Below are 20,499 nucleotides of genomic sequence, written 5' to 3' on the forward strand. Positions count from 1 at the left end.
CCTACCGCCTACTGCCTTGTTTCAAGCCTTGGCCACCTTGGCTCCGGCGCCGAGAGCCATGGTGCGCAGCACGTAATAGACGGCGCCCGCGATCGCCACGCCGAAGAACCAGCCATAGACGCCCCACCAGGACGGCAGCCAGTTGGTGAAGTTGGGCAGGATCGACGAGAAGACCGCGCCGATGCCGGCGGCGATGAAGGCGTTGACGTGCCAGCCGCTCTGGAAGCGGAACTCGCCGTCTTCGCGGTAGAGGGCTTCGACATCGACCTCGCTTTTGCGGATCAGGTAGTAGTCGACCATCATCACGCCGAAGATCGGCCCCATCGTTGCGCCGATGATGTTGACGAAGGAAGCAGCACTGCCTTCCCACGGCGCGAAGGGATAAAGCACCAGCGCGATCAGTGCCGCGATGTAGCCGCCTTTCTTGAAGTCGATCTGGCGCGGGAAGACGTTGGAAAAGTCGAACGCCGGCGAGACGAAATTCGCCACGACATTGATGCCGAGCGTCGCCACTGCGAAGGTGAGCGCCGCAAGCGCCGCCAGGAACCAGCTGTCGAACTTGGCCGAGATCTGGTCGGGATGGAGCAGGACCTCGTGGTAGACGTCGTAGGCGGCAATCGTGGTGACGCCGGCGACCAGCGAGAACAGGATCAGATTGACCGGCAGGCCCCAGATGTTGCCCTTGCGCAGCGCCGTCTTGTCGGGCGCGTAGCGGGCGAAGTCGCAGAAGTTGAGATAGAGCGCCGAGAAATAGGTCACCCAGATCGCGGCCACCGCGAACAGCGCGGTCCACGATCCCGGCTCACCGGGCACGCCGGCGTCCTTGGTCTTATCCAGCAGCACATCCATCGGGATGTCGCTGGTAAAAGCGAAAGTGCCCGATTTCACGCAAAGATAGATCGCCAGGATCAGCATCATCACCCAAACGGCGGGACCGGCCCAGTCCTGGAAGCGGCGAACCGTTTCCATGCCCTTCTGGATGATCAGAAGCTGCAGCGCCCAGATGATGACGAAGCAGATCACCTCCAGGGTAGAATGTCCCAGAAGATGCGAGCTCTTGTTGAACTCGTCGAACCATTGCAGGCGCGTCAGCAGCGCCACGATGGCGCCCGATGCCGCGGCCGTCTGGGCGCCGTACCAGAAGCAGGCGACGATCGCCCGCACCAGCGCCGGGACGTTGGCGCCCCAGATGCCGAAGGAGGCACGGGCAAGCACCGGGTAGGGCACGCCGGTTTTCACGCCGGCATAGCCGACCATGTTCATCAGCGCGTAGATGATCAGCGAGCCGATGCCGATAGCGATGACGAAGTTGACGAAGCCGCCGCAGAACAGAAACAAGCTTGCCGCCAGGTAGTAGCCCCAGAGGCTGTGGACGTCGGACGTCCAGACGTTGAAGATCGAAAACGGTCCCCAGTTCCTGACCGTTGCCGGAGCCAGGTCCTCATTGTAGAGGCCAGGCGATGCGCCTTGAATGGTCATTGCAAGTATTCCCCTTTTTGCAAAACGCGCCCTCACGCGTTAACCACAGAGGTTAAGCCTGACGCAGGGGAACCGGCAAGCAACCCATTTGCCGGCTTTCGCCTTAAAGATATTCAATGAGAATCGCCCTTATCCGCTGGCTCTGAGCCTGCACCGGGCTGAGTCGCCATGATCTCTCTCGTGTGTGTCGAGCGCCGACAGCCGGTTTCAAAGTTTTTCCGGCAGCAATCAAATTTGTTTGGAACCGATTCGCGAGACGTGCGTTTATTGGGGTTCGGCTGCGCTGCGGTCGAACCGGGAGGATAACTATGGATCGCTTACATTTCTTTACCCCAGTGCGAATTGCGCGTGGGCAGGGACAACCTGTGGAGGAAGTCGATAGCGTCTCCGAGGCGATGGTGTTCCTGCGGAAGTGGCCAACGGGACGACGCGGCCCGGTTTATCAATGCGCTTTCAACTGCTGCGCGGCGGCTATGTCTGGCAAGATGTCGGCCGAGGAAGCGAGAAAAGCCTTTGTCGGCTTTGCCCGCATCACTCGCCTGCTCGACGACGATATGGCGCTGCCGCTGGGTGGTGCGCCCGTGGACAATGTCTACGCGCTGAGGCGTTAGGCCGAGCCAGAATCCTGAAATGAAGCCACTGCGCCCATGTCGGCGCAGCAACTCCCTTTTTGCGACAAGGTCCGGCTGCGCTTCAATTCCGCACCAACAGCTTTTGGGGCGCCAGCCAGAATGGCGGCAGGCAAAGCGGAATGGCCGACAGCAGCAGCATGTCTTCCTTGACCTCGACGCCGAGTTCGTCGGCAACGAAGCGCCGGCGTGCGGCGAAACGGGCCGCGAGCGCCGGATAACGCTCGGCGATCGTCGCACGCAAGCCCGCGTCGGCGAGGGTCACCGCGTCCTCGCAATTGAGCGTCACACCGTCGGGCATCGGGACTGGAATGATATCGACCTGGAATGGCATACCGGAGACCAGGCGCTCGCTCGATCCCGGACGTATCGGCGAATGCATCCATTCGTCGAGGCCGACCAGATGGCCGGGATTGAGGGCCGGCCGCAGCTTGCCACGGGCCAGAGTCGAGATCACCGCCTCGTGGATCGCGCCGCCTTCGACGCCGATTCCGGCCGTCTCGTACCAGGCGATCAGTCCGTCGAAATAGGCCTTGGCCATCTCCAGGAAAGCGGCGTCGGCCTCGGCGATCAGGCCGCCGCGGGCCGTCAGGCCGCCCCAATAGCCGACCGCTGTCGTGACGCCCTCGCCGCGCCGCGGCACGCGGGCGGTCGGGCTGCGCAGGCCGATGACGGGGCCGCTCGCGTCGTTGGAGGCGAACATAGGATGGCAGCTCATCGGTTCGCCGGCATAGCCCATGCGGGACGCGGCCGCGAGCTCGCTGTCGCCCAGGGTGAACCCGGTAACGATCCGCCAGACCGCCATCGACGCCCTCGATGCTCCCCATTCAGCCTCGGCGATCTGGTCGGCATCGATGACCGCCCGCAGGCCTTCGACCGGGTGCATCAGCACGCGGGTGGCATCCACGACCGCGGACGGACCGACGATGGCGGCGACGGCGTCGACGATGAAAGCCGGCGCGAAGAAGGTCGGCTTCGCCAAATCCCATTCCTCGCTCTCGAGATACTTCCAGCCGACAATGCCGATCGTATCGCCGGACCCGAGGCCTGCCTCGCGCAGCACCGCGACAAGATCCGGTTTCTGGCTGCGATCCTGCCCCATCAGGCTGAGCGATTGGGCCAACAGCGTGACGATGTCGGGCAGGCCGGCGATCGGCGTGTAACCGATGTTCTCGTTGCCGGTGACTATGATGCGCTGGCCCGCCTTGCCCAGAAGCAGCAGAGCCTCCTCGAAGCGAGGCTCGAAGCCGCTCAGGAAGGCGACGTTGGCTGCGTGCTCGCGGTCGGCATAGACGACCAGCCAGTCAGCGCCGGACTTCTTGATGGCGCGAGCACAGCGCGTTTCATAAGTCGCGGCCGGGATGGCAGGGCGCTCGACCGGGAGTCCGAAATCCGGGATGTCCACAGTGCGCAGGGTGACGGTCATTTCTGTCCTCGTTGATGCTAGGCCGATGGCGCCCGCGACGGACGACCAGCTTGGGTGGCAGGCACGCTATTCACGCGCCAGAAATCCAATTGTCGACGGCAGGAGAGCGCAGGATGCCGTGCCGCCGGGGGCCAACTCGCGGGCTACCGCGGTGGTCGCGAGCACGCTCAGTTCCTGGCCGTCGGCCGTGATGACAGTGACGCGCTCCGACGTACCGACGAAGGATACGTCCGCGACCGTGACGGAAAAGGACACCGCGCCAGGTGCCATGTCACCAAGCGTGATGTCTTCCGGGCGAACCCAGACCGTGATCGTGCCGTCGCCGTGGCGCGCCTGGTCGTAGGCGGCCGGCATCGGCATGCGGATGCCGAAAAGATCGAGTTGCGCGCCGTCTGCTTTGGCCGACAGGATGTTGTTGCCGCCCAGGAAACCCGCGATGAAGCGCGAGGCCGGCGCCCGGTATAATTCGCGCGGACTGCCGATCTGAACTATCTTGCCGTTCTGGAAAACGGCAATGCGGTCCGACATGGCGTAGGCCTCTTCCTGGTCGTGCGTGACGAAAACGAACGTCACGCCGGTTTCCTGGTGGAGACGCTTCAGCTCCCGCTGCATGGTGTCGCGCAGCTTGCGATCGAGCGCCGAGAGCGGCTCGTCGAGCAGCAGGATCTTCGGCCCGAAAGCAAGCGCGCGGCCGATAGCCACGCGCTGCTGCTGGCCCCCGGACAGTTCGCGCGGCTTGCGTGCGGCGAGCGTGTCGAGGCCGACCAGCTTCATGACTTCATCGATGCGCGCGGCAATGCGGGCGTTGTTCCATTTACGCACGCGCAAAGGGAAGGCGATATTGTCCGCCACCGAGAGATGGGGAAACAGCGCATAGCCCTGGAAAACCAGGCCGAAGTTGCGGTCTTCCGGATCAACGCCGGTGATATCGGCGCCGTCGAGCAGGATCGCTCCGGAGTCCGGCCAGGTAAAGCCGGCGATCGACATCAGCAGGGTCGTCTTGCCCGAGCCGGATGGGCCGAGCAAGGTCACGAATTCGCCCTCGTCGATCGACAGGTCGACACCATCGAGCGCGATTGCGGACCCGTAGGCCTTGCGAAGCGTGCGGATGTCGAGGAAGGCCATTCAGCTCGGATCCCGGGCGAGCGGACCTGTCGAACAATGGATGCCGCCGCCGTTCAGTTCGATGCATTCATAGTCGAGCGTCAGGATCGTGATGCCGGCCTTGTCCAGTCGCTCGGCGAGCCGGGGGGTGCGGGTGGCGTGCATGACGACCCTTCCCGGCGCGATGGCCAGGCAGTTCAGCGAGAAGGCATTGTCCTCGGGCGGCAGCTCGATCAGCTTCATGCCGCGCTTTTTGAGGTGGTCGATGAAGAAATAGGGCAGCTCGTTGATGTTGATGATAGCGGTCCCGTGGTCGATCATCATGAAGCTGCCATCGATGTGGATTCGATAACCCGGCATCGGCACCTTGATCAACTCGACGCCGAGGCTGTTCAGGATCATCTCGACCTGGCGGATGCCTTCCTCATTGCAGGCGACGGAGAGCGAGCAGACGGCCGTCTTTTCGTCGATCAGCGCGAAGCCGCCCCCCTCGAACACCGCTTCGCCGTGCAACGTTCCCAGAATTGGGCAGCCGGCTCTCGCCAGGGCTTGGGTGACCATCAGTTCCTCGCCACGACGAGCGCGCCGGGCGAGGCGGGTGACGATCGCGCCGCCTTTGACACCGATGACACTGTCACGGCAGAAGGTCGACTTCAGCGCACCGGGCGCGGCTTTCTCGGTGAGGATCACATCGACGCCCTCAGAGCGAAGCAGCGCGGTGAAGGCGTCGTGGGCGGCCTGCATGGCGGCGAGATCCGGCGGGGTCTTGCCCATGAAGTACCAACCCTTCTCCGGATCGCCGAAGCCGCCGATCTCGGGCATCGGCTTGTTCTTGTCGACGACGTTGATCTCTTCGCCGGGGCGATGCATCAGCACCGCGCGCAGCTTGCCCACATCGTTCGTGCAGCCCCACGGGCGCCCCCAGACCCTCGTCTGTTCCTCTGGATCGTGAAACGCCGGCGTCGGCACCGATCCGAATGTCTGAAAGAACTTCGCTTCGCGGTATTCGTGTTCACTCATTGCGGCGGTATGTGCTGACATGTCTTTGATTTCCTTTCTGAAATTCGGAATTTGTGAGGATTATGGCCGGCGCTGCGCGAGACGTTCCCAAACGGTCATGCGCAGCAGGAGGCAGGCGATGGTGACGACGAGCATGACGGTGGCGATGGCGGCCAGCGCCGGGTCGACGGCGTCGGCGATGCTTGTCCATATCTTGCGCGGCAGCGTCACCAGCCGGCGGCTGGTGATGAAGAGGGTCACCGTGATTTCGTCCCAGGAGACGATAAAGGCCAGGATGGCGCCGGCAATCGTGCCCGGCAGGATATTGGGCAGGATAACCTTGCCGAAGACAGTGGCGGGGCGGGCGCCCAGCGAGCGCGCGGCCTGGACGAGGCGCGGGTCGAGATTGGACAGCGAAGCGCCGATCGCCAGAATCGCAAGCGGCATCGCCAGGATGACATGAACGACGGTCACGCCGAGCCAGCTGTCGAGCAGGGACAGCTTCGACCACAGCCGCACCATGCCGACGGCGTAGATGATCGGCGGCACGATGAGCGGCGAGAGCAGAACGATGCGCAGGATCGACGGCCATCGCCCGGCGTAGACCCAGGCGCCGATGGCGAAAGCCGCCGACACGCCCGTAGCGACGACGCTGGAGGCGAGGGCTATGCCCAGGCTGGTCAGGATGCTCGGCAGCCAGCCGGCGCGCCAGTCCGCAAGCGAGGCAAAGTGCTGGAACGAGATGCCGCTGGTCGGCAACGACAGATAGTCCTTCGCCGTCAGCGCCACCGGCACGACCACCAGCACGGGCACGAAGAGGAAGGCAAGCAGCAGCCATGCCACCGTCCAGGGCAGCCAGCGCTCGCCGATGCGGCGTAAACGCGTGCTCATCGGCGTCCGCCCTCGAAGGCGGCGCGAAGCGCCGGGCTGCGCACGGCGACCGCGATCAGCACCCCGACGACGAGCAGCAGCGTCGTGGACAGGGCGGTTGCCACGCCCCAGCGCAGCGTCGAGGAGATCTGCACCGAGATATATTCGGCGACCATGAGCACGCGGCCGGCGCCGAGGATGGCCGGCGTCACCAGGAAGCCGAGCGAAAAGATGACAATGAACAAGCTGGCGATCGCAAGGCCGGGCATGCTGAGCGGCAGCCAGACGCGGGCGAAGATCGCAACGGGCCTGGCCCCGAGCGACCGAGCCGCCTGGATGATGCGCGGGTCGATCTCGGAAAGGTTGGCGTAGAGCAGCAGGATCGCGAATGGCATCATATAGTGGACCATGCCGACGATCACGCCGAACTGGTTGTAGACGATCTCCAGCGGTTCGGTGATCGCGCCGCTGCCGACCAGCGCCGAATTGAGCACGCCGTTGCGGCGCAGGATGGTGATCCAGGCAAAGGCGCGCACCAGCACCGAGACCCAGAACGGCACCATGACCATGAACAGCGCGACGCGGCGCGCGGTCGGCCGCATATGGACCAGCGCGAAGGCGACCGCATAGCTCATGACGATCGTCAGCACGGTCGTCACCGCCGAAATGATGATCGTCGTGCGCACGACCCGCCCGATCGCGGCGCTGCCGAACATCTCGACATAGTTGCCGAAGCCGAAGGTCGGCTCGGTGAATGAGAGCGCCAGCACCTGAAGGATGGGGACCACGTAGAGACAGATCGTCAATAGCGCGGCCGGCACCGTCAGGCCGAAGGCCCAACGCTGGAAAGACGACATGGCGACAATACGGCCACCGGCTTGGAAAACCGGTGGCCGTCCCTTATCAGCGAGAGATGAAATCGAGGAACTTGTTCTGCAGCGCGGCTTCATTGTCGGCGTAGTACTGGGCCGAGATCTTCAAGCCCGTCTTGGCGTTCTCCGGCGCCAGCGAGTAGACCGCCTTGTCTTCCTCGGTCATGAGAGCCAGCGCCTTCGGATTGGACGGGCCGTTGCCCATGATGCGCAGCAGCGTGATCTGGCCTTCCGGCTCCATCGACGAGTTGATGAAGTCAAAGACCTTCTTGCCGGCGGGGTTGCCCTTCGGCACGGACCATGCGCTGGCAAACATCAGGTTGTTGTTCCAGGTCCAGGTGAACTGGGGGTTCTCCTTGCGCAGCAGGTTGGCGCGGGTATGCCAGATGTTGCCCATCACCACCTCGCCGTCACGGAAGAGCTGCTGGCTCTGCGCGCCCGAATCCCAGAAAATCAGGTTCGGCAGGAGCGGCTCCAGCTTCTTGAAGGCGCGATCCACGTCGAGCGGATAGATATCCTCGGGCTTGACGCCGTCGGCGAGCAGGACCGCCTCGAGCTGGCCCTGAATCCATTTGCACATCGTGCGCTTGCCGGGGAATTTCTCGACATCGAAAAAGTCGGCCCAACTGGCGGGCGCGCTCGACAGCTTCTTGGAATCGTAGGCAAGCACGTTGGAATAGGTGTAGTTGCAGATGCCGAATTCGGCGGCGAGGCCGTCACCGACCAAGCTCTTGTCGACGATGGCGTAGTCGATCGGTTCGACATAGCCACCCTTGCCGAGCACGAGCGCGTCGGTCATGCCACCGTCGGTGGCGTCCCAGGTTACATTCTTGGAATCGACCATCGCGCGGATCGCGCCCGTCTCAGGACCGGCGCCGTCGATCACGACCGGTGTGCCCGACTTCTTGGTGAAGGGCTCGCCATAGGCCTTCTGGAAGGCATCGAGCGCGGCGCCACCCCAGTTGCAGACGACGATCTCATTGGCTTCCGCCGATGCCGCGCCGGGCCGCATCGCGACAGCGAGGCCAAGGCCGGCTATGGCGGTAAGGAAAGAGCGACGGTCGATCTGACCGGATTTAAACTTCTCAAGTGCTATTAGTGCTGCGTCTTGACCAAAGCGGTTGCTGGACATGGCTGTTCCCCTTTTTTATGTCCTTGTGGAGTCCTAGTTTTCAGTAACCTCCTCCCAAGCTGGCGCTGAGCCGCCGGTTGGCGGTTCGGAGCCGATATTGCTCTCAGCCCGCCGAAGCCGGCGGCCTGATGGCGGCGCGACCGATGCACGGACGACGAGCTCGACGCCGATGCGTTCGGTGACCGCTTCTGTTTTTCTGCCTGTGATGAGGTCCAGCAGCATGGCGACGCCGCGCCGGCCAAATTCGGCCGGAGACTGCCGCACCGTCGTCAGCGCCGGCGAAAGAAGGTCGGCGTTGCTGATGTCGTCGAACCCGATGAGCGAGACATCCTCGGGGATGCGCAGGCCCGCGCCACGCGCCGCGCGCATGGCGCCGAGCGCCAACATGTCGCCGCAGGTGAAGACGGCAGTCGGCGGATCCAGTTGCTCGAACAGCTCCTTGAACGCGCCGACGGCCCGGCTCTCATCGTAGTCGCAGTGGACCACAAGCCGGTCGTCGCGCTCGATCCCGGCCGCTTCCAGCGCCTGGGCATAGCCGGCGAGCCGCTCGGTTGTGCTGAGCAGACCACGCGGGCCGGCGATCGCGCCGATGCGGCGATGACCTCTCTCGATCAGGTGCCTGGTTGCCATGCGGGCGCCGTCGGCGTTCCTGGCGAAAAGGCGCGGCGCCCGGGCGCCCGGCACGTCCTCGTCGAGCAGGACCACGCCGCCGTTCCGGTTGATGCATTTGACCAGCCGGCCGTCGTCTGAATGGTTGGTGAGCAGCAGGATACCGTCCACCTGATGGTCCTCGATCCGTGCCAGGAAGGCCAGTTCATGTTCCACCAGGTTGCGGCTGTTGAACATCAGGAGGTTGTAACCATGCCGCGCCGCTTCCGCTTCCGATGCGCTGGCGATGGCGGCAAACAGCGGATAGGCGATATCCGAGGTTATCAAGCCGAGCGTCTCGCTACTGCCGCGCGTCAGTCGGCGCGCAATGGCGTTGGGACGATAACCGAGGCGGGCGGCCGCCTGCTCGATCTTAAGCGCCGTCGGGTCAGGCAGGCTGATGCGGCCGTTGAGATGGCGCGACACGGAGGTTACTGAGACACCCGCTGCCCGCGCGACATCCCGGATGGTGATCTTCAGTCGATCCGACAAACGTTTCAGCCCTCCCGACAGGACGATGTTGAACCAGGCCGGTAAACCGGTTTCGTAGATCGCCCAAAAAAAAGAGCCCGCCGGGACCGAACGCGACAATGCCACGGTAGAGACGGGCGCGAGGGTGGGGATGGGCGCGATCACAGCACGTTTCCCGCGCGGAAGAACTCCTGATGCTCGCGCTTGAGGTTGGCCTGGTCGAAGTCGACATTGCGAATGTGCGCGGCGAGAAGGCGCGCGGCCTCGCCAGTCTTGCCAGCGCGGACCTCATCGAGGATCGCGCGGTGTTCCGCGATGATCGAGCGGATATGATCCGGCTTCATGCCGATCAGGAATTGAACGCGCATCAGGTCCGCCGATACATGCTGGCAGGCAGCCCAGGCGCGGGGATGCGCGAAGGCGGCTGTTAGGCCCGAGTGGAAGGCCATGTCGGCGCGGTGCAGGGCGCCCATGTCGTCGCCATCGACCAGGCGTTCCTGGGCCCGCAAGGACAGTTCGATTTCGTCGAGCGTGCCGGGATCGGGGCGGACGCCGCTGTTGGCGATGACCGCGCTTTCCAGCGTCGAGCGGATGAACACGGCCTCGCGCACCCGGGTCATGTCGATAAGGGAGACGCGGGTGCCGGTCTGCGGCGAAATCTCGATCAACCCCTCGTCGAAGAGCCGGGTGAAGGCCTCGCGCACCGGCGTTCGGCTGATCCCCATCGCTTGCGCGACGTCGGTCTCGGCAAGGCTCGCGCCCGGCAGGACGCGCGCTGTGATGATCGCCTCACGCAATTCCTTGTAGGCTTTGGCGGAGATCGTGTTCCGACGCTCGCTCTGCTCGGCCACGATTGGTGCGTTCAGGTTCAGCATATCTGTATACTGGCATTCAGGTGATTTTAGAGTCAAGAAGTTGTTTGTCGGAAATGAGTGGCTTTCGCGGATCACGGAGGGCTTCGATCGCCTCCGCTACAGCGGCGGCAGTTCCCGCGGGCGTTGGCAGGCCGCTGCAATGGGGCTTGACGCGAACCTTTCCATGCTCCCAAAGCCAATGGTCGGCCGGCGGCGGCTCCTGAAGGAAAACGTCGAGCCAGGCGCCGGCGATATGGTTGCTGTCCAGTGCCTTCCGCAGCGCGGTCTCGTCGAGGTGGTCGCCACGGCCCAGATTGACCACATAGGCACCCGGCGCCAGCAGGTCGAAGACGCGCCTGTCGAGGATACCGCGTGTGTGCTCATTGGACGGCAGCAGGTTGACAAGGAGATCGGCCCCCGTGACGGTTGGGACCAGTCCGCCTTCGCCATGAAACGCCGCGACGCCAACGCAAACGCGGGGTGTGCGCGACCAGCCCGAAACCCGGAAACCCGCTGCCGCAAGCCCCGACGCGACATGGCCGCCGATCATGCCCAGGCCAAGCACCGCGATCGACAAAGCTCCGCGGTCGCGGATCTCGGAAACAGCCTGCTGCCACCTGCGAGCGCTCTGGTTGCGGCGAACGGAAAAATCGTCCTGCTGCCGGGCAAATGCCGCATGCATGGCGTAGTCGAGCATTTGCCGTGCTTGAGCGGGATCGTGCAGGCGCAAGACCGGCATGTCGCCGGGAAGGCGTGGATCGGAGGTCAGTTGATCCGTACCGGCGCCCAGGCAGAGCACCGCGCGCGTCGAAGGAGGCAGTGTCACCATGTCCGGTGGAAAAGCCCAGGTCACCAGCAGGTCGTAGCCGGTGTCCGGCGCACATTCTGTCCAGCGGCGGAATTCCACGCCGGGACAAGCCGAGCGCAAGGCGGTGTCGAATGCTTCCGAATAGGCCAGGGGATCGGCGAGCACGACCCGCACGGATCAGCTGCCGGCGAAGACGAGGCCGGAGAGCCGGCGCAATGCCAGCCACTCGAGTTCGCCGGCACCGTCCGGATCGGCCTCATATTGCGCCGCGGTGCGCGCGCATACGTCGCGGGACGGAATGTGCATAGGCCGGCCGCTGCCAAGCACGGCAAGCTGTATGCGGCAGGCCTGCTCGAGATTGTACATCAGGGAAAACGCCTCGCCGACGGAACGGCCAACCGTCAGCAGGCCGTGATTGCGAAGGATCATGGCGCGATTGTCGCCGAGGTCGACGATCAGGCGCTCCTGCTCGTCCCGGTCGAGAGCGATCCCCTCGAACGCGTGATATCCGACACGGTCGTAGAAGAGCAGGGCGGTCTGGTTGAGTGGCAGCAGCCCTTCTTCCAGGCAGCTGACAGCCACGCCCGAAGCAGTATGCGTGTGCATGACGCAGACGGCGTCGGGCCGCGCCGAATGGACCGCCGTGTGAATGACGATGCCTGCCGTGTTGATCGGAACCTGCGTGCCCCGCACCTGGTGTCCTTCATGGTCGATCACCGCGAGCGAGTCCGGCGTAACTTCGCGGAACAGGTCGCCGTACCGGTTGATCAGCAGGTGGTTCGGCTCGTCGGGCAATCTCGCGGAAATATGCGTATGTATCAGGTCGTCCATACCGAAATGGGCGATGAGCCTGTAGGCCGCCGCGAGATCCTGGCGCATCGCCTTCTCAGTGGATGAAGTCATTGTAGATCCCTCGTGTATGAGTCGGCATACCTGAACTCCTGTATACAGGTCAAGCATCCGCTCGCCCTTATGCGGTCGCCCGGTTTGCAATGCAGCTTGAATGGCATCCCGTTCTGGATTGCGTTACAGCGTGGATGGCTGCACTGCAGATTTCGGCCGCCGGAAAGGGCCGAATTCAGCAAGAGCTCGAAACTGTCCAGCATGGAACCCATCTGAACTGCCATGAGAAAAGGGAAATCACGCAATTACAGGGACTTCCGTCTCGCCATTGCGCCCATGATGGATTGGACGGACCGGCATTGCCGGTTCTTCCATCGTCAGCTGACGCGCCGCGCGCTGCTTTACACCGAGATGGTGGTAGCGGATGCGGTCATCCATGGCGCGCGCGCACGGTTGCTCGGTTTCGACGATGTCGAGCATCCGGTGGCGCTGCAGCTTGGCGGATCTGATCCCGGAAAGCTCGCCGAAGCGGCGCGCATCGGCGAATCCTTCGGCTATGACGAGATCAACCTCAACGTCGGCTGTCCCTCCGATCGCGTCCAGTCGGGAACGTTCGGCGCCTGCCTGATGAAGACGCCGGTTCTGGTGGCCGAGTGCGTGTCGGCGATGAAGGCCACGGTGAAAATCCCCGTCACGGTCAAATGCCGCATCGGCGTCGACGACCAAGACCCGGAGCCTGCTCTCGACACGCTAGCCGACGGCGTATTCGCCGCCGGCGCCGACGCGCTCTGGGTGCATGCCCGCAAGGCCTGGCTGGAGGGGTTGAGCCCTAAGGAGAACCGCGATATCCCGCCGCTCGACTATCCGCGCGTCTATCGGTTGAAGGCTAGAAAGCCGAATGAATTCATCGGCATCAACGGCGGCATTCAATCGCTTGGCGAGGCGTTGGCGCATCTCGGTCATGTCGACGGCGCGATGCTCGGCCGCGCGGCCTATCATACGCCGGGCATCCTCGCCGGCGTTGATGCCGCCTTCTATGGCGAGGCAGTTGCCGTCTTCGACTACGCGGCGCTGATCGACACCATGGCCGGCTATGCCGCGCGCCATATCGAGCAAGGCGGGCGGCTCGGGCACATTACCCGCCACATGGTCGGGCTGTTCCACGGCCTACCCGGTGCGCGCCGGTTCCGCCAGATTCTCTCTACCGACGCCAATAAACCCGGAGCTGGGTCGGAGGTGTTGAAGACCGCGTTTTCGGCAATCGATTTCGCGGCGGCGGAAGCCGAAGCAGCCTGATCGCCGCGCACTTCTGCGCGACACGCATTAGTCAGTCCCGCAGGATCATGCGGTCGCCGCGCACGTCGAAGCCCGACAATGAGCCGATGAAGTTCATGCCGAGCAGGCTTTGGTCCAGCATGCCGGGCGCGGCGACCATCACCGGCATGTCCTTGCGCACGATGCCGCCGATCGCCACCTGGTTGGTCGTCACCGTGGCCGCGCGCGCCATGCCGTTGGCGGTGGAGACGTCCACGCTGTAGCTGAGCGCCGCCGGGTTGAAACCTGCGGCTTGAGCATCCTCGGACGTCAGCACCGTGCTGGTCGCGCCGGTGTCGACCACGGCTCGCACCGGCGTGCCGTTGACCAGGATTCGCGCTTCGAAATGGCCGTTGTCGGCTTTGTCGAGCGTGACGGTCGGGCGGCCATTCTCCACCCCGAGCGCCAGCGGACTGCCCGGGACAAGGCCCGCGGTCACGCGGCTCGCCACGTCCTGCAGCTCGTAGCGATATTGGTAGCCGGCGATCAGCACGAGCACGAAGGCGGCCCAGACGCCGAGATTGCGCGCCATGTCGCCCATCGGCCGGCCGGAGCGGAGCAGGCTCGCACCGATGACCATCACCAGCACGCCGACCCAGATCAGCCGGCCGAAATCATTGTTGGCCATGCCGAAAGTGTGGCCGGCCGAATTGTTGAGCATGAGCAGAACGACCCCGATGCCGATCACCGCCATCACGATCCAGAACAGCCGGTTCATCGGTTCTTTCTCACAAAACGCCGCGTTCGCGCGCGATGCGGGTTCGCCGGGTTTCCCGGCGCGGCCGGCGCTCGACCGTTTCCAGCCGTGCCGGCAGTTCGGCCATCACCGCCCGGCGAACTTCAGGGGTCATCGTGAGCCAGCCGGAAATCTCGTCGCGCGTGCGGCCACAGCCAAAGCAGAAGCCGGTTTTCATATCGATCGAACAGACCAGGATGCAGGGGGATTCGATGGCGGTCATGCTGTTCTCTCGCGTTCATTCCACATGGTGCAACGGCCGGAGCAATGCAAGCCCTTCGCAATGCGCCGAAAGGCAGCGCTTTCGCGGCATCGCAGGCGGTTGTGCCGGCTGGAGAAGGCGGCTATGCCGCTTGCGACTTCAGCAACGAACCGCGACCGACATAAATGACCGCAACGCCTTTTGACGATTTCCGAAGCCTTCTGGCGGCGCTGCCGCCCGCCGATCACGCCGCGGGCGCCCGTGTCCGTGCGCTTTTTGCCAAAGCGGAAAAGCCGAAGACCTCGCTGGGACGGATCGAGGACATCGCGGCCTGGCTTGCTTCCTGGAGCGGGCGCGCGCCGCCGGCAATCAATCGCCCGCTGGTGGCGATCTTCGCCGGCAATCACGGAGCCGTCAGGCACGGCATTTCGCCGCGGCCGGTGGCGGCGACCGCCAATGAAGTCGAGCTCTGCGCCGCCGGTGGGGCCGCGATCAACCAGGTCTGCATCGCCAACGATCTCGGCCTGAAGGTCTTCGACCTTGCATTGGACATTCCCACGGGCGACATCACCGAAGAGGCCGCGCTCGACGAGCGCGGCTGCGCCGCGACCATGGCCTTCGGCATGGAGGCGGTCGCAGGCGGCGCCGATCTCCTGTGCCTGGGCGACCTCGGGGTCGGCAATTCAACGATCGCTGCCGCCCTTTGCGCTGCGCTGTTCGGCGGCAAGGGAGCGGACTGGGTCGGGCCGGGGGCAGGCGCCGATGCGGCGATGATGGCTCGCAAAGCCGAAGTAGTCGACCAGGCGCTGGCCTTCCACGGCCCCGGCCTCGGCGATCCGCTCGAGGCCTTGCGACGGGTTGGCGGGCGCGAGTTCGCGGCGATCTGCGGCGCCATTCTTGCGGCCCGCATGGAGAAGATCCCGGTGTTGCTCGATGGCTTCGCGGCGACCACGGCAGCCGCTGTTCTGCATGCGGCCAACCCGGGCACGCTCGATCATTGTCTGCTTGCCAGCCTGTCGCCCGAGTCCGGACACGCCAAAGCGGCCGAAGAGCTCCGACTGCGGCCGTTGCTCGATTTTGGCATCGGCCATGGCGAAGGGGTAGGGGCCGCTCTCGCCGCCGGTATCGTCAAGGCCGCGGCGCTGACCAGTTCCGGCATGGCTATGGCTGTCCGGCTTTAGAGCCGACAGAAATTGCCTCAGCGGCGACCACGCGCGACGACCGTCTTGGTCGGCAGGGCGGGCAACTCCTCCATCACCCGGCTCAGCGGGAAGATGGCAATCGCCTCGGTGCCTTCCCGCAGCTTGGAATGAAGCTCGAACTCACCGCCATGCATGGCGAGCAGGCCCTGCACGATCGGCAGGCCGAGGCCGGTTCCCTGTTCGGCGCTCTTGATGGCGATAGAGCCCTGGCCGAAGGCGGAAAGCACCACAGGGATTTCGTCTTCCGGTATGCCTGGGCCGTTGTCCTTGATCGAAATGTATTGCCCGCCGCCAGCAGTCCAGCCGACGCGCACGCGCACTTCACCGCCGGACGGTGTGAACTTGATCGAATTGGACAGAAGGTTGAGCGTGATCTGCCTGACGGCGCGCTCGTCGGCGAAGAGGCGCGGCAGGGTCTCCTCGAATTCCTGGATGACGCGGATGTCCTTGTTGCGGGCGCGCAGCTCCATCATGTGGCAGCAGTCCTCGACGATCGTCAGCAGCACCAACGGCTCCTCGTTGAGCTGGTAGCGGCCGGCCTCGATGCGCGACAGGTCGAGGATCTCGTTGATCAGGTCGAGCAGATGCTGGCCGGACTCATGCACGTCATGGGCATAGTCGCGGTAGGTCGGATTGCTCATCGGCCCCAGGACTTCATTGGCCATCACTTCGGAAAAGCCCAGGATGGCGTTAAGCGGCGTCCTGAGCTCATGGCTCATCGAGGCGAGAAAGCGCGATTTCGCCAGATTGGCGTCCTCGGCGCGCCGCCTTGCCTCGTCCGACATCGATTTTGCCGTCTCCAGCTCGGCAATCAGCGCGTCCTTTTCCGAACGGAACGAAAGCAGCATCAACGAGGCCCGATTGAGATGACGCGCGACGTACCCGAAGAACGGAAGTGCCACGATCAGCAGCGCCGCCATCGTGGCTTCGATCGGCGTCCACAGGCGCACGACGGTATAGGCATAGACGGCAACGGGAATGGCAAAGGTCGCGAACAGGGCGCCGCCAAGCGAGGAGGCCAACACGGCGGTCGTCGCCATGGCGACAAGCAGCACCATGGCCTTGGCGACATGGAACTGGTCGACCTGGCATGTGTCGCAGCCGATCCATGCGAACCACGCCCAGCCAAGGCCGCACAGGAAATGGCCGATCAGGAAGTCGCGACGCGTCTGCACCGGATCGAGCTCGGCTGCCTCGGTTCGTTCCACGCGCCGCGACATGAAAGCGACGATCGTGTAGCAAAGCAGCGTCGACAGGGCCCAGATGGTGATTTGGTTGTCCAAGCCCGCCAGCCGGCCGATGGCCGTCACGGCAAGCACGAGCAGTGGGATCGCGACCGCGCTGACCACCATGGCGCGCGCGTGCAGTTTCAGGAGTTCACGGTCGAAGTCGAGGCTGCCGGCCTGTTGCGAAAGGCGGTCGCGCGTCTTGCGCACCGCGCGCGCCACATCGCTGTTGCGGTGCGGTTTACGGCGGTCCACAATGAATTTATCCGCTGTGTTCGAGCGTAGCAAAGGCATACGGACTTCAATTTCTGCGCGCAGCGATTTCCAGTTCGTTAAGCTACGTTCGAATGATTAAGAGACTGTTTGCCATATGAGCCGTTTCGGGCCGAGGGGACCGCGCCGGCGCTATGCGGCAAGCCCGCCGCGAAGCCTCTGGCGCAAGCTGCTGGACTACGGACTGGCCATTGTTCTGCTGGGGCTGCTGATCCTGGTGGCGGCGCGGCTCGATCGCTTCGCGACGCGCAAGGAGCAAGGCACGGCGATCGTCAACGACGGCGATTCGATCACGCTGGGGGCCGAGCGCATCCGCATGCGCGGTATCGATTCTCCCGAATATCAGCAGACTTGCCGGAAGGCCGGCGCCGACTATCCCTGCGGCAAGCTGGCCCGGCAGTCGCTGACGCGCCTGATTGCGGGCAGGCCTGTTTCCTGCAGCGGCTGGCAGCGCGACCGCTACGGCCGCCTGCTCGGCGATTGCAGGGCAGGCGACACCGATCTCAACCGCGCCCAAGTGCAGGCCGGATGGGCGGTTGCCTTCGGCGACTTCGAGACCGAGGAAGCGGTAGCGAGAGCGGCCAAGGTCGGCATCTGGGCTGGCACCTTCGAGGAGCCGCGGGACTGGCGCGACAGCCACCATGATGCGCCGGTCGAGCGAAAACACGGCATGCTGGCTTCGTTCGGCGATGCAGTGCGCGAAATTTTTCGCTTCTGGTGATGGGCGGACCCGAGCCCTATGATCGGCCAAGAAGCAGGAAGGATGGAAACCGGGAGGATGGAATGAAGCTGTTCGATGGTGGTCGCGCGCCCAATCCCAGGCGCGTGCGCGTCTTCCTTGCCGAGAAGGGGCTGACGGTTCCGCTGGTGCCTGTCGACATGGGCGCGCTGGAGCATCGCGGCGAGCAGGTGGCGCGGCGCAATCCGCTGCGGCGGTTGCCGGTGCTCGAGCTCGATGACGGCACCGTCATCACCGAATCGATCGCCATCTGCCGCTATTTCGAGGAGTTGCATCCTGAACCAGCGTTGTTCGGCAAAGGCGCGCTCGGCAAAGCCATGGTCGAGATGTGGCAGCGACGCATGGAACTGAACCTGATGAGCAGTGTCACCGCCGCGTTCCGGCATATCCATCCGGCGATGAAGGAGTGGGAAGTGCCGCAAATTCCGGAATGGGGCGAGGCCAACAAGCCGAAGGCAATCGAATTCCTGCGCCTCCTGGACCATGAACTGGCGGAGCGGGAGTTCGCCGCCGGCGATGCCTATTCGGTTGCCGATATTACCGGGATGATCGCCATCGATTTCATGAAACCAGCCCGCATCAAGGTGCCGGAGGAATGCACGAACGTGCTGCGCTGGTATGCGGCGCTTACAAGCCGGCCGAGCGCGACGGCCTGAGCGGCAGCAATTGGACAATCCGCCCGATATGAGCGAAGCATTGGAGCGCCTGACCGCGAGGGTGCGGGCCTGCCGCATCTGCGTCGACCAGCCGCTCGGCCGGCCTCTGCCGCATGAGCCGCGGCCGGTGCTGCAGCCGTCCTCCACCGCGCGGATCCTGCTTGCCGGCCAGGCGCCCGGCACCAAGGTGCATCTGTCGGGCATGCCGTTCACCGATGCCTCGGGAGATCGGCTGAGAAGCTGGCTCGGCGTCAGCGCGCAAGAATTCTACGATACAGAAAACTTCGCCATCGTCCCGATGGGCTTTTGTTTTCCTGGACAGGACGCCAAGGGCGGCGACCTGCCGCCGCGCCGCGAATGCGCGCCGGCCTGGCGCGCGCAATTGATGGCGCTGATGCCCCGGATCGACCTGGTGCTGACCATCGGCGGCTACGCACAGGCATGGCATATGGGCACGACGCGCCTGCCGTCGCTGACCGAGACAGTCAGGAATTGGCGCTCCATATGGGATGGACCGACGATGCCGAAAGTGCTGCCGCTGCCGCATCCATCCTGGCGAAACACCGGCTGGCTGAAGAAGAATCCCTGGTTTGAAATGGAATTGCTGCCCTTCCTGAGGTCGGAAATCCGCTTTCGCATAGATTAGGCATCTTGCAAGAAATCACTCGCTTTTGCCGTCATCGGCAGAATTTCTTTCTTGTGAAAGGCTCCAATAAAAGGGATTATAGCCAAACTATTCCCCTGGAGCTTCCCTATGGATCGCCTCGACAGAAAAATTCTCCGCCTCCTGCAGGAGGACGCGACGCTCGCGGTCGCCGATGTCGCCAAGAAAGTCGGCCTGTCGACCACGCCTTGCTGGCGACGCATCCAGAAGCTCGAGGAAGAGGGCGTCATCAAGCGCCGCGTTGCCATTCTCGACCACGAGAAGGTCAATGTGCGCGTCACCGTCTTCGTGTCGATCCGCACCAATTCGCACAGCCATGAATGGCTGCGGCGCTTCTCCGAGGTCATCCAGGAATTCCCGGAGGTGGTCGAGTTCTACCGCATGAGCGGCGACGTCGATTACCTGCTGCGCGTGGTGGTGCCCGACATTGCCGCTTACGATGCCTTCTACAAGCGGCTGATCGCCAAGATCGAGATCCGCGACGTGTCGTCGTCCTTCGCCATGGAGCAGATCAAGTACACGACGGAGATCCCGCTCGACTACATGATGCTGGACAAGGAATCCGGCGCGAACGCCGCGTGATTCCAGTCGCGCCGGTCGGCCCTAAAGCGCGTCGCGCTGAAACGGATCCAGTCGACGCGTTTTTGGGCGACATGCATTAGTTCTTCTTCTTGTTGAGGAAATTCCACGGCGAGTTAACCGGCAGCGTGACGGTGTCCGGCACGCTGTCGACGCGCGTCACCTCGGCCTTGCGCACGGTGTAGCCCGACTGGACGATCGACACGCCGTCGAGGATGAAGAGCTGGCTCTTCTCCATGCCGGGCTTCAGCACGCCGGTGACGGCGACAGGATCGTAGGCCTGTTTCATCTTGTAGGGATGCGCCGGCGTGACCAGCACGATCTGGTTCGGCGGCGGCGTCGGCATGTGGCTGCAGGCGCCGGTCCAAGGCACTAGCAGGAACTGGTAGACGAGATCGCCATCGCGATCGACCGGCAATGCATAGCCGGCTAATTGTATTGTCTTGTCCTGCAAACCGAGTGACAAGGTCTCGCCGTGATCGGGCAGTTTTGCCGCGATCATCGGCAGGTTGGCGTCTTCCGCGACAGCTTGCGTCACAGGGCGCAGATCCTTCCAGAAGATGTGCGCGGTTTCCGCTGAAGCGTGACTGACGGCGAGGCCAAGTGCCGCGGCGATGATCGCGCCTGTACCGAGACGGTTGTTCATGGGCTGCATTATGGCCGATCCGTGATTGCGAGGGACTAAGACTGCCGTGATCTCGAAGCATTTTCCAGCCCGATGGAATGGTCAGCAGCCACCGAAGCGCTCTGGCGGAACGTTGCGCTGAAGAAAC

General features: G+C 63.9%; 22 protein-coding genes. 7 read left to right on the forward strand and 15 right to left on the reverse strand.

The window, feature by feature from the left end:
* Positions 1 to 21: 21 nt before the first annotated feature.
* Positions 22 to 1,479 (reverse strand): NCS1 family nucleobase:cation symporter-1, encoded by a 1,458-nt coding sequence (locus AC0L2L_RS06450; RefSeq protein ID WP_473576949.1) that lies wholly within the window; start codon positions 1,477 to 1,479, stop codon positions 22 to 24.
* Positions 1,480 to 1,787: 308 nt separating this feature from the next.
* Between AC0L2L_RS06450 and AC0L2L_RS06455 the strand changes: the two genes are divergently transcribed.
* Positions 1,788 to 2,090, forward strand: coding sequence for a DUF982 domain-containing protein (locus AC0L2L_RS06455; RefSeq protein ID WP_473576950.1), 303 nt, complete (start codon positions 1,788 to 1,790; stop codon positions 2,088 to 2,090).
* Between the two features lie 82 nt (positions 2,091 to 2,172).
* Here AC0L2L_RS06455 and AC0L2L_RS06460 read toward each other — a convergent pair whose 3' ends face one another.
* From AC0L2L_RS06460 to AC0L2L_RS06505, 10 genes are all read right to left on the reverse strand, one after another.
* A complete protein-coding gene (locus AC0L2L_RS06460; RefSeq protein WP_473576951.1) occupies positions 2,173 to 3,534 on the reverse strand; it encodes a Xaa-Pro aminopeptidase in 1,362 nt (453 codons plus the stop codon).
* A 66-nt stretch (positions 3,535 to 3,600) separates the two neighbouring features.
* Positions 3,601 to 4,659 carry an ABC transporter ATP-binding protein gene (locus AC0L2L_RS06465; protein WP_473576952.1) on the reverse strand — a complete coding sequence of 353 codons (1,059 nt, stop codon included), beginning with the start codon at positions 4,657 to 4,659 and terminating at the stop codon, positions 3,601 to 3,603.
* Complete coding sequence (locus AC0L2L_RS06470) at positions 4,660 to 5,679, reverse strand: dimethylarginine dimethylaminohydrolase family protein (protein ID WP_473576953.1); 1,020 nt, start codon at positions 5,677 to 5,679, stop codon at positions 4,660 to 4,662.
* 39 nt (positions 5,680 to 5,718) lie between these two features.
* Complete coding sequence (locus AC0L2L_RS06475; RefSeq protein WP_473576955.1) at positions 5,719 to 6,528, reverse strand: ABC transporter permease; 810 nt, start codon at positions 6,526 to 6,528, stop codon at positions 5,719 to 5,721.
* Positions 6,525 to 7,364: an ABC transporter permease gene (locus AC0L2L_RS06480; protein ID WP_473576957.1), complete on the reverse strand. Its 840-nt coding sequence runs from the start codon at positions 7,362 to 7,364 to the stop codon at positions 6,525 to 6,527. The genes AC0L2L_RS06475 and AC0L2L_RS06480 overlap by 4 nt, the downstream gene beginning before the upstream one ends.
* 46 nt (positions 7,365 to 7,410) lie before the next feature.
* Entirely contained in the window at positions 7,411 to 8,511 is a 1,101-nt protein-coding gene (locus AC0L2L_RS06485) for an ABC transporter substrate-binding protein (protein WP_473576958.1), read from the reverse strand.
* Between the two features lie 33 nt (positions 8,512 to 8,544).
* Entirely contained in the window at positions 8,545 to 9,795 is a 1,251-nt protein-coding gene (locus AC0L2L_RS06490) for a LacI family DNA-binding transcriptional regulator (RefSeq protein WP_473576960.1), read from the reverse strand.
* Positions 9,792 to 10,580, reverse strand: coding sequence for a GntR family transcriptional regulator (locus AC0L2L_RS06495; RefSeq protein ID WP_473576962.1), 789 nt, complete (start codon positions 10,578 to 10,580; stop codon positions 9,792 to 9,794). Before AC0L2L_RS06495 ends, AC0L2L_RS06490 begins: the two co-directional genes overlap by 4 nt.
* Positions 10,522 to 11,466: an NAD(P)-dependent oxidoreductase gene (locus AC0L2L_RS06500; RefSeq protein ID WP_473576964.1), complete on the reverse strand. Its 945-nt coding sequence runs from the start codon at positions 11,464 to 11,466 to the stop codon at positions 10,522 to 10,524. Before AC0L2L_RS06500 ends, AC0L2L_RS06495 begins: the two co-directional genes overlap by 59 nt.
* A gap of 3 nt (positions 11,467 to 11,469) precedes the next feature.
* Entirely contained in the window at positions 11,470 to 12,195 is a 726-nt protein-coding gene (locus AC0L2L_RS06505) for a class II aldolase/adducin family protein (RefSeq protein ID WP_473576966.1), read from the reverse strand.
* A 222-nt stretch (positions 12,196 to 12,417) separates the two neighbouring features.
* On the opposite strand from AC0L2L_RS06505, the gene dusA reads away from it, so the two are divergent.
* The gene (gene dusA / locus AC0L2L_RS06510) at positions 12,418 to 13,431 is read left to right on the forward strand and encodes a tRNA dihydrouridine(20/20a) synthase DusA (RefSeq protein WP_473576967.1); all 1,014 of its coding nucleotides are present in this window, start codon (positions 12,418 to 12,420) and stop codon (positions 13,429 to 13,431) included.
* 31 nt (positions 13,432 to 13,462) lie between these two features.
* Here dusA and AC0L2L_RS06515 read toward each other — a convergent pair whose 3' ends face one another.
* On the reverse strand, positions 13,463 to 14,167 hold the full coding sequence (locus AC0L2L_RS06515) for a TIGR02281 family clan AA aspartic protease (RefSeq protein ID WP_473576968.1): 705 nt from the start codon (positions 14,165 to 14,167) through the stop codon (positions 13,463 to 13,465).
* A gap of 10 nt (positions 14,168 to 14,177) precedes the next feature.
* Entirely contained in the window at positions 14,178 to 14,408 is a 231-nt protein-coding gene (locus AC0L2L_RS06520; protein ID WP_473576969.1) for a DUF1289 domain-containing protein, read from the reverse strand.
* Between the two features lie 164 nt (positions 14,409 to 14,572).
* On the opposite strand from AC0L2L_RS06520, the gene AC0L2L_RS06525 reads away from it, so the two are divergent.
* On the forward strand, positions 14,573 to 15,568 hold the full coding sequence (locus tag AC0L2L_RS06525; protein ID WP_473576971.1) for a nicotinate-nucleotide--dimethylbenzimidazole phosphoribosyltransferase: 996 nt from the start codon (positions 14,573 to 14,575) through the stop codon (positions 15,566 to 15,568).
* A 17-nt stretch (positions 15,569 to 15,585) separates the two neighbouring features.
* Here the strand turns inward: AC0L2L_RS06525 and AC0L2L_RS06530 are convergent, their stop codons facing one another.
* On the reverse strand, positions 15,586 to 17,109 hold the full coding sequence (locus AC0L2L_RS06530; protein ID WP_473576973.1) for a sensor histidine kinase: 1,524 nt from the start codon (positions 17,107 to 17,109) through the stop codon (positions 15,586 to 15,588).
* Between the two features lie 76 nt (positions 17,110 to 17,185).
* On the opposite strand from AC0L2L_RS06530, the gene AC0L2L_RS06535 reads away from it, so the two are divergent.
* The 4 genes from AC0L2L_RS06535 to AC0L2L_RS06550 all read left to right on the forward strand — a co-directional run bounded on the left by AC0L2L_RS06535 (position 17,186) and on the right by AC0L2L_RS06550 (position 19,729).
* On the forward strand, positions 17,186 to 17,809 hold the full coding sequence (locus tag AC0L2L_RS06535; protein WP_473576975.1) for a thermonuclease family protein: 624 nt from the start codon (positions 17,186 to 17,188) through the stop codon (positions 17,807 to 17,809).
* A gap of 62 nt (positions 17,810 to 17,871) precedes the next feature.
* Positions 17,872 to 18,483, forward strand: a complete 612-nt coding sequence (locus AC0L2L_RS06540) for a glutathione S-transferase (protein WP_473576976.1) — start codon at positions 17,872 to 17,874, stop codon at positions 18,481 to 18,483.
* Positions 18,484 to 18,511: 28 nt separating this feature from the next.
* A complete protein-coding gene (locus AC0L2L_RS06545) occupies positions 18,512 to 19,129 on the forward strand; it encodes a uracil-DNA glycosylase family protein (protein WP_473576978.1) in 618 nt (205 codons plus the stop codon).
* A gap of 108 nt (positions 19,130 to 19,237) precedes the next feature.
* Positions 19,238 to 19,729, forward strand: coding sequence for an Lrp/AsnC family transcriptional regulator (locus AC0L2L_RS06550; protein WP_027169345.1), 492 nt, complete (start codon positions 19,238 to 19,240; stop codon positions 19,727 to 19,729).
* 76 nt (positions 19,730 to 19,805) lie between these two features.
* Here the strand turns inward: AC0L2L_RS06550 and AC0L2L_RS06555 are convergent, their stop codons facing one another.
* Positions 19,806 to 20,381, reverse strand: coding sequence for a DUF3299 domain-containing protein (locus tag AC0L2L_RS06555; RefSeq protein WP_473576979.1), 576 nt, complete (start codon positions 20,379 to 20,381; stop codon positions 19,806 to 19,808).
* Between the last annotated feature and the right edge of the window lie 118 nt (positions 20,382 to 20,499).

The organism is Mesorhizobium sp. WSM4832 (assembly GCF_055811115.1).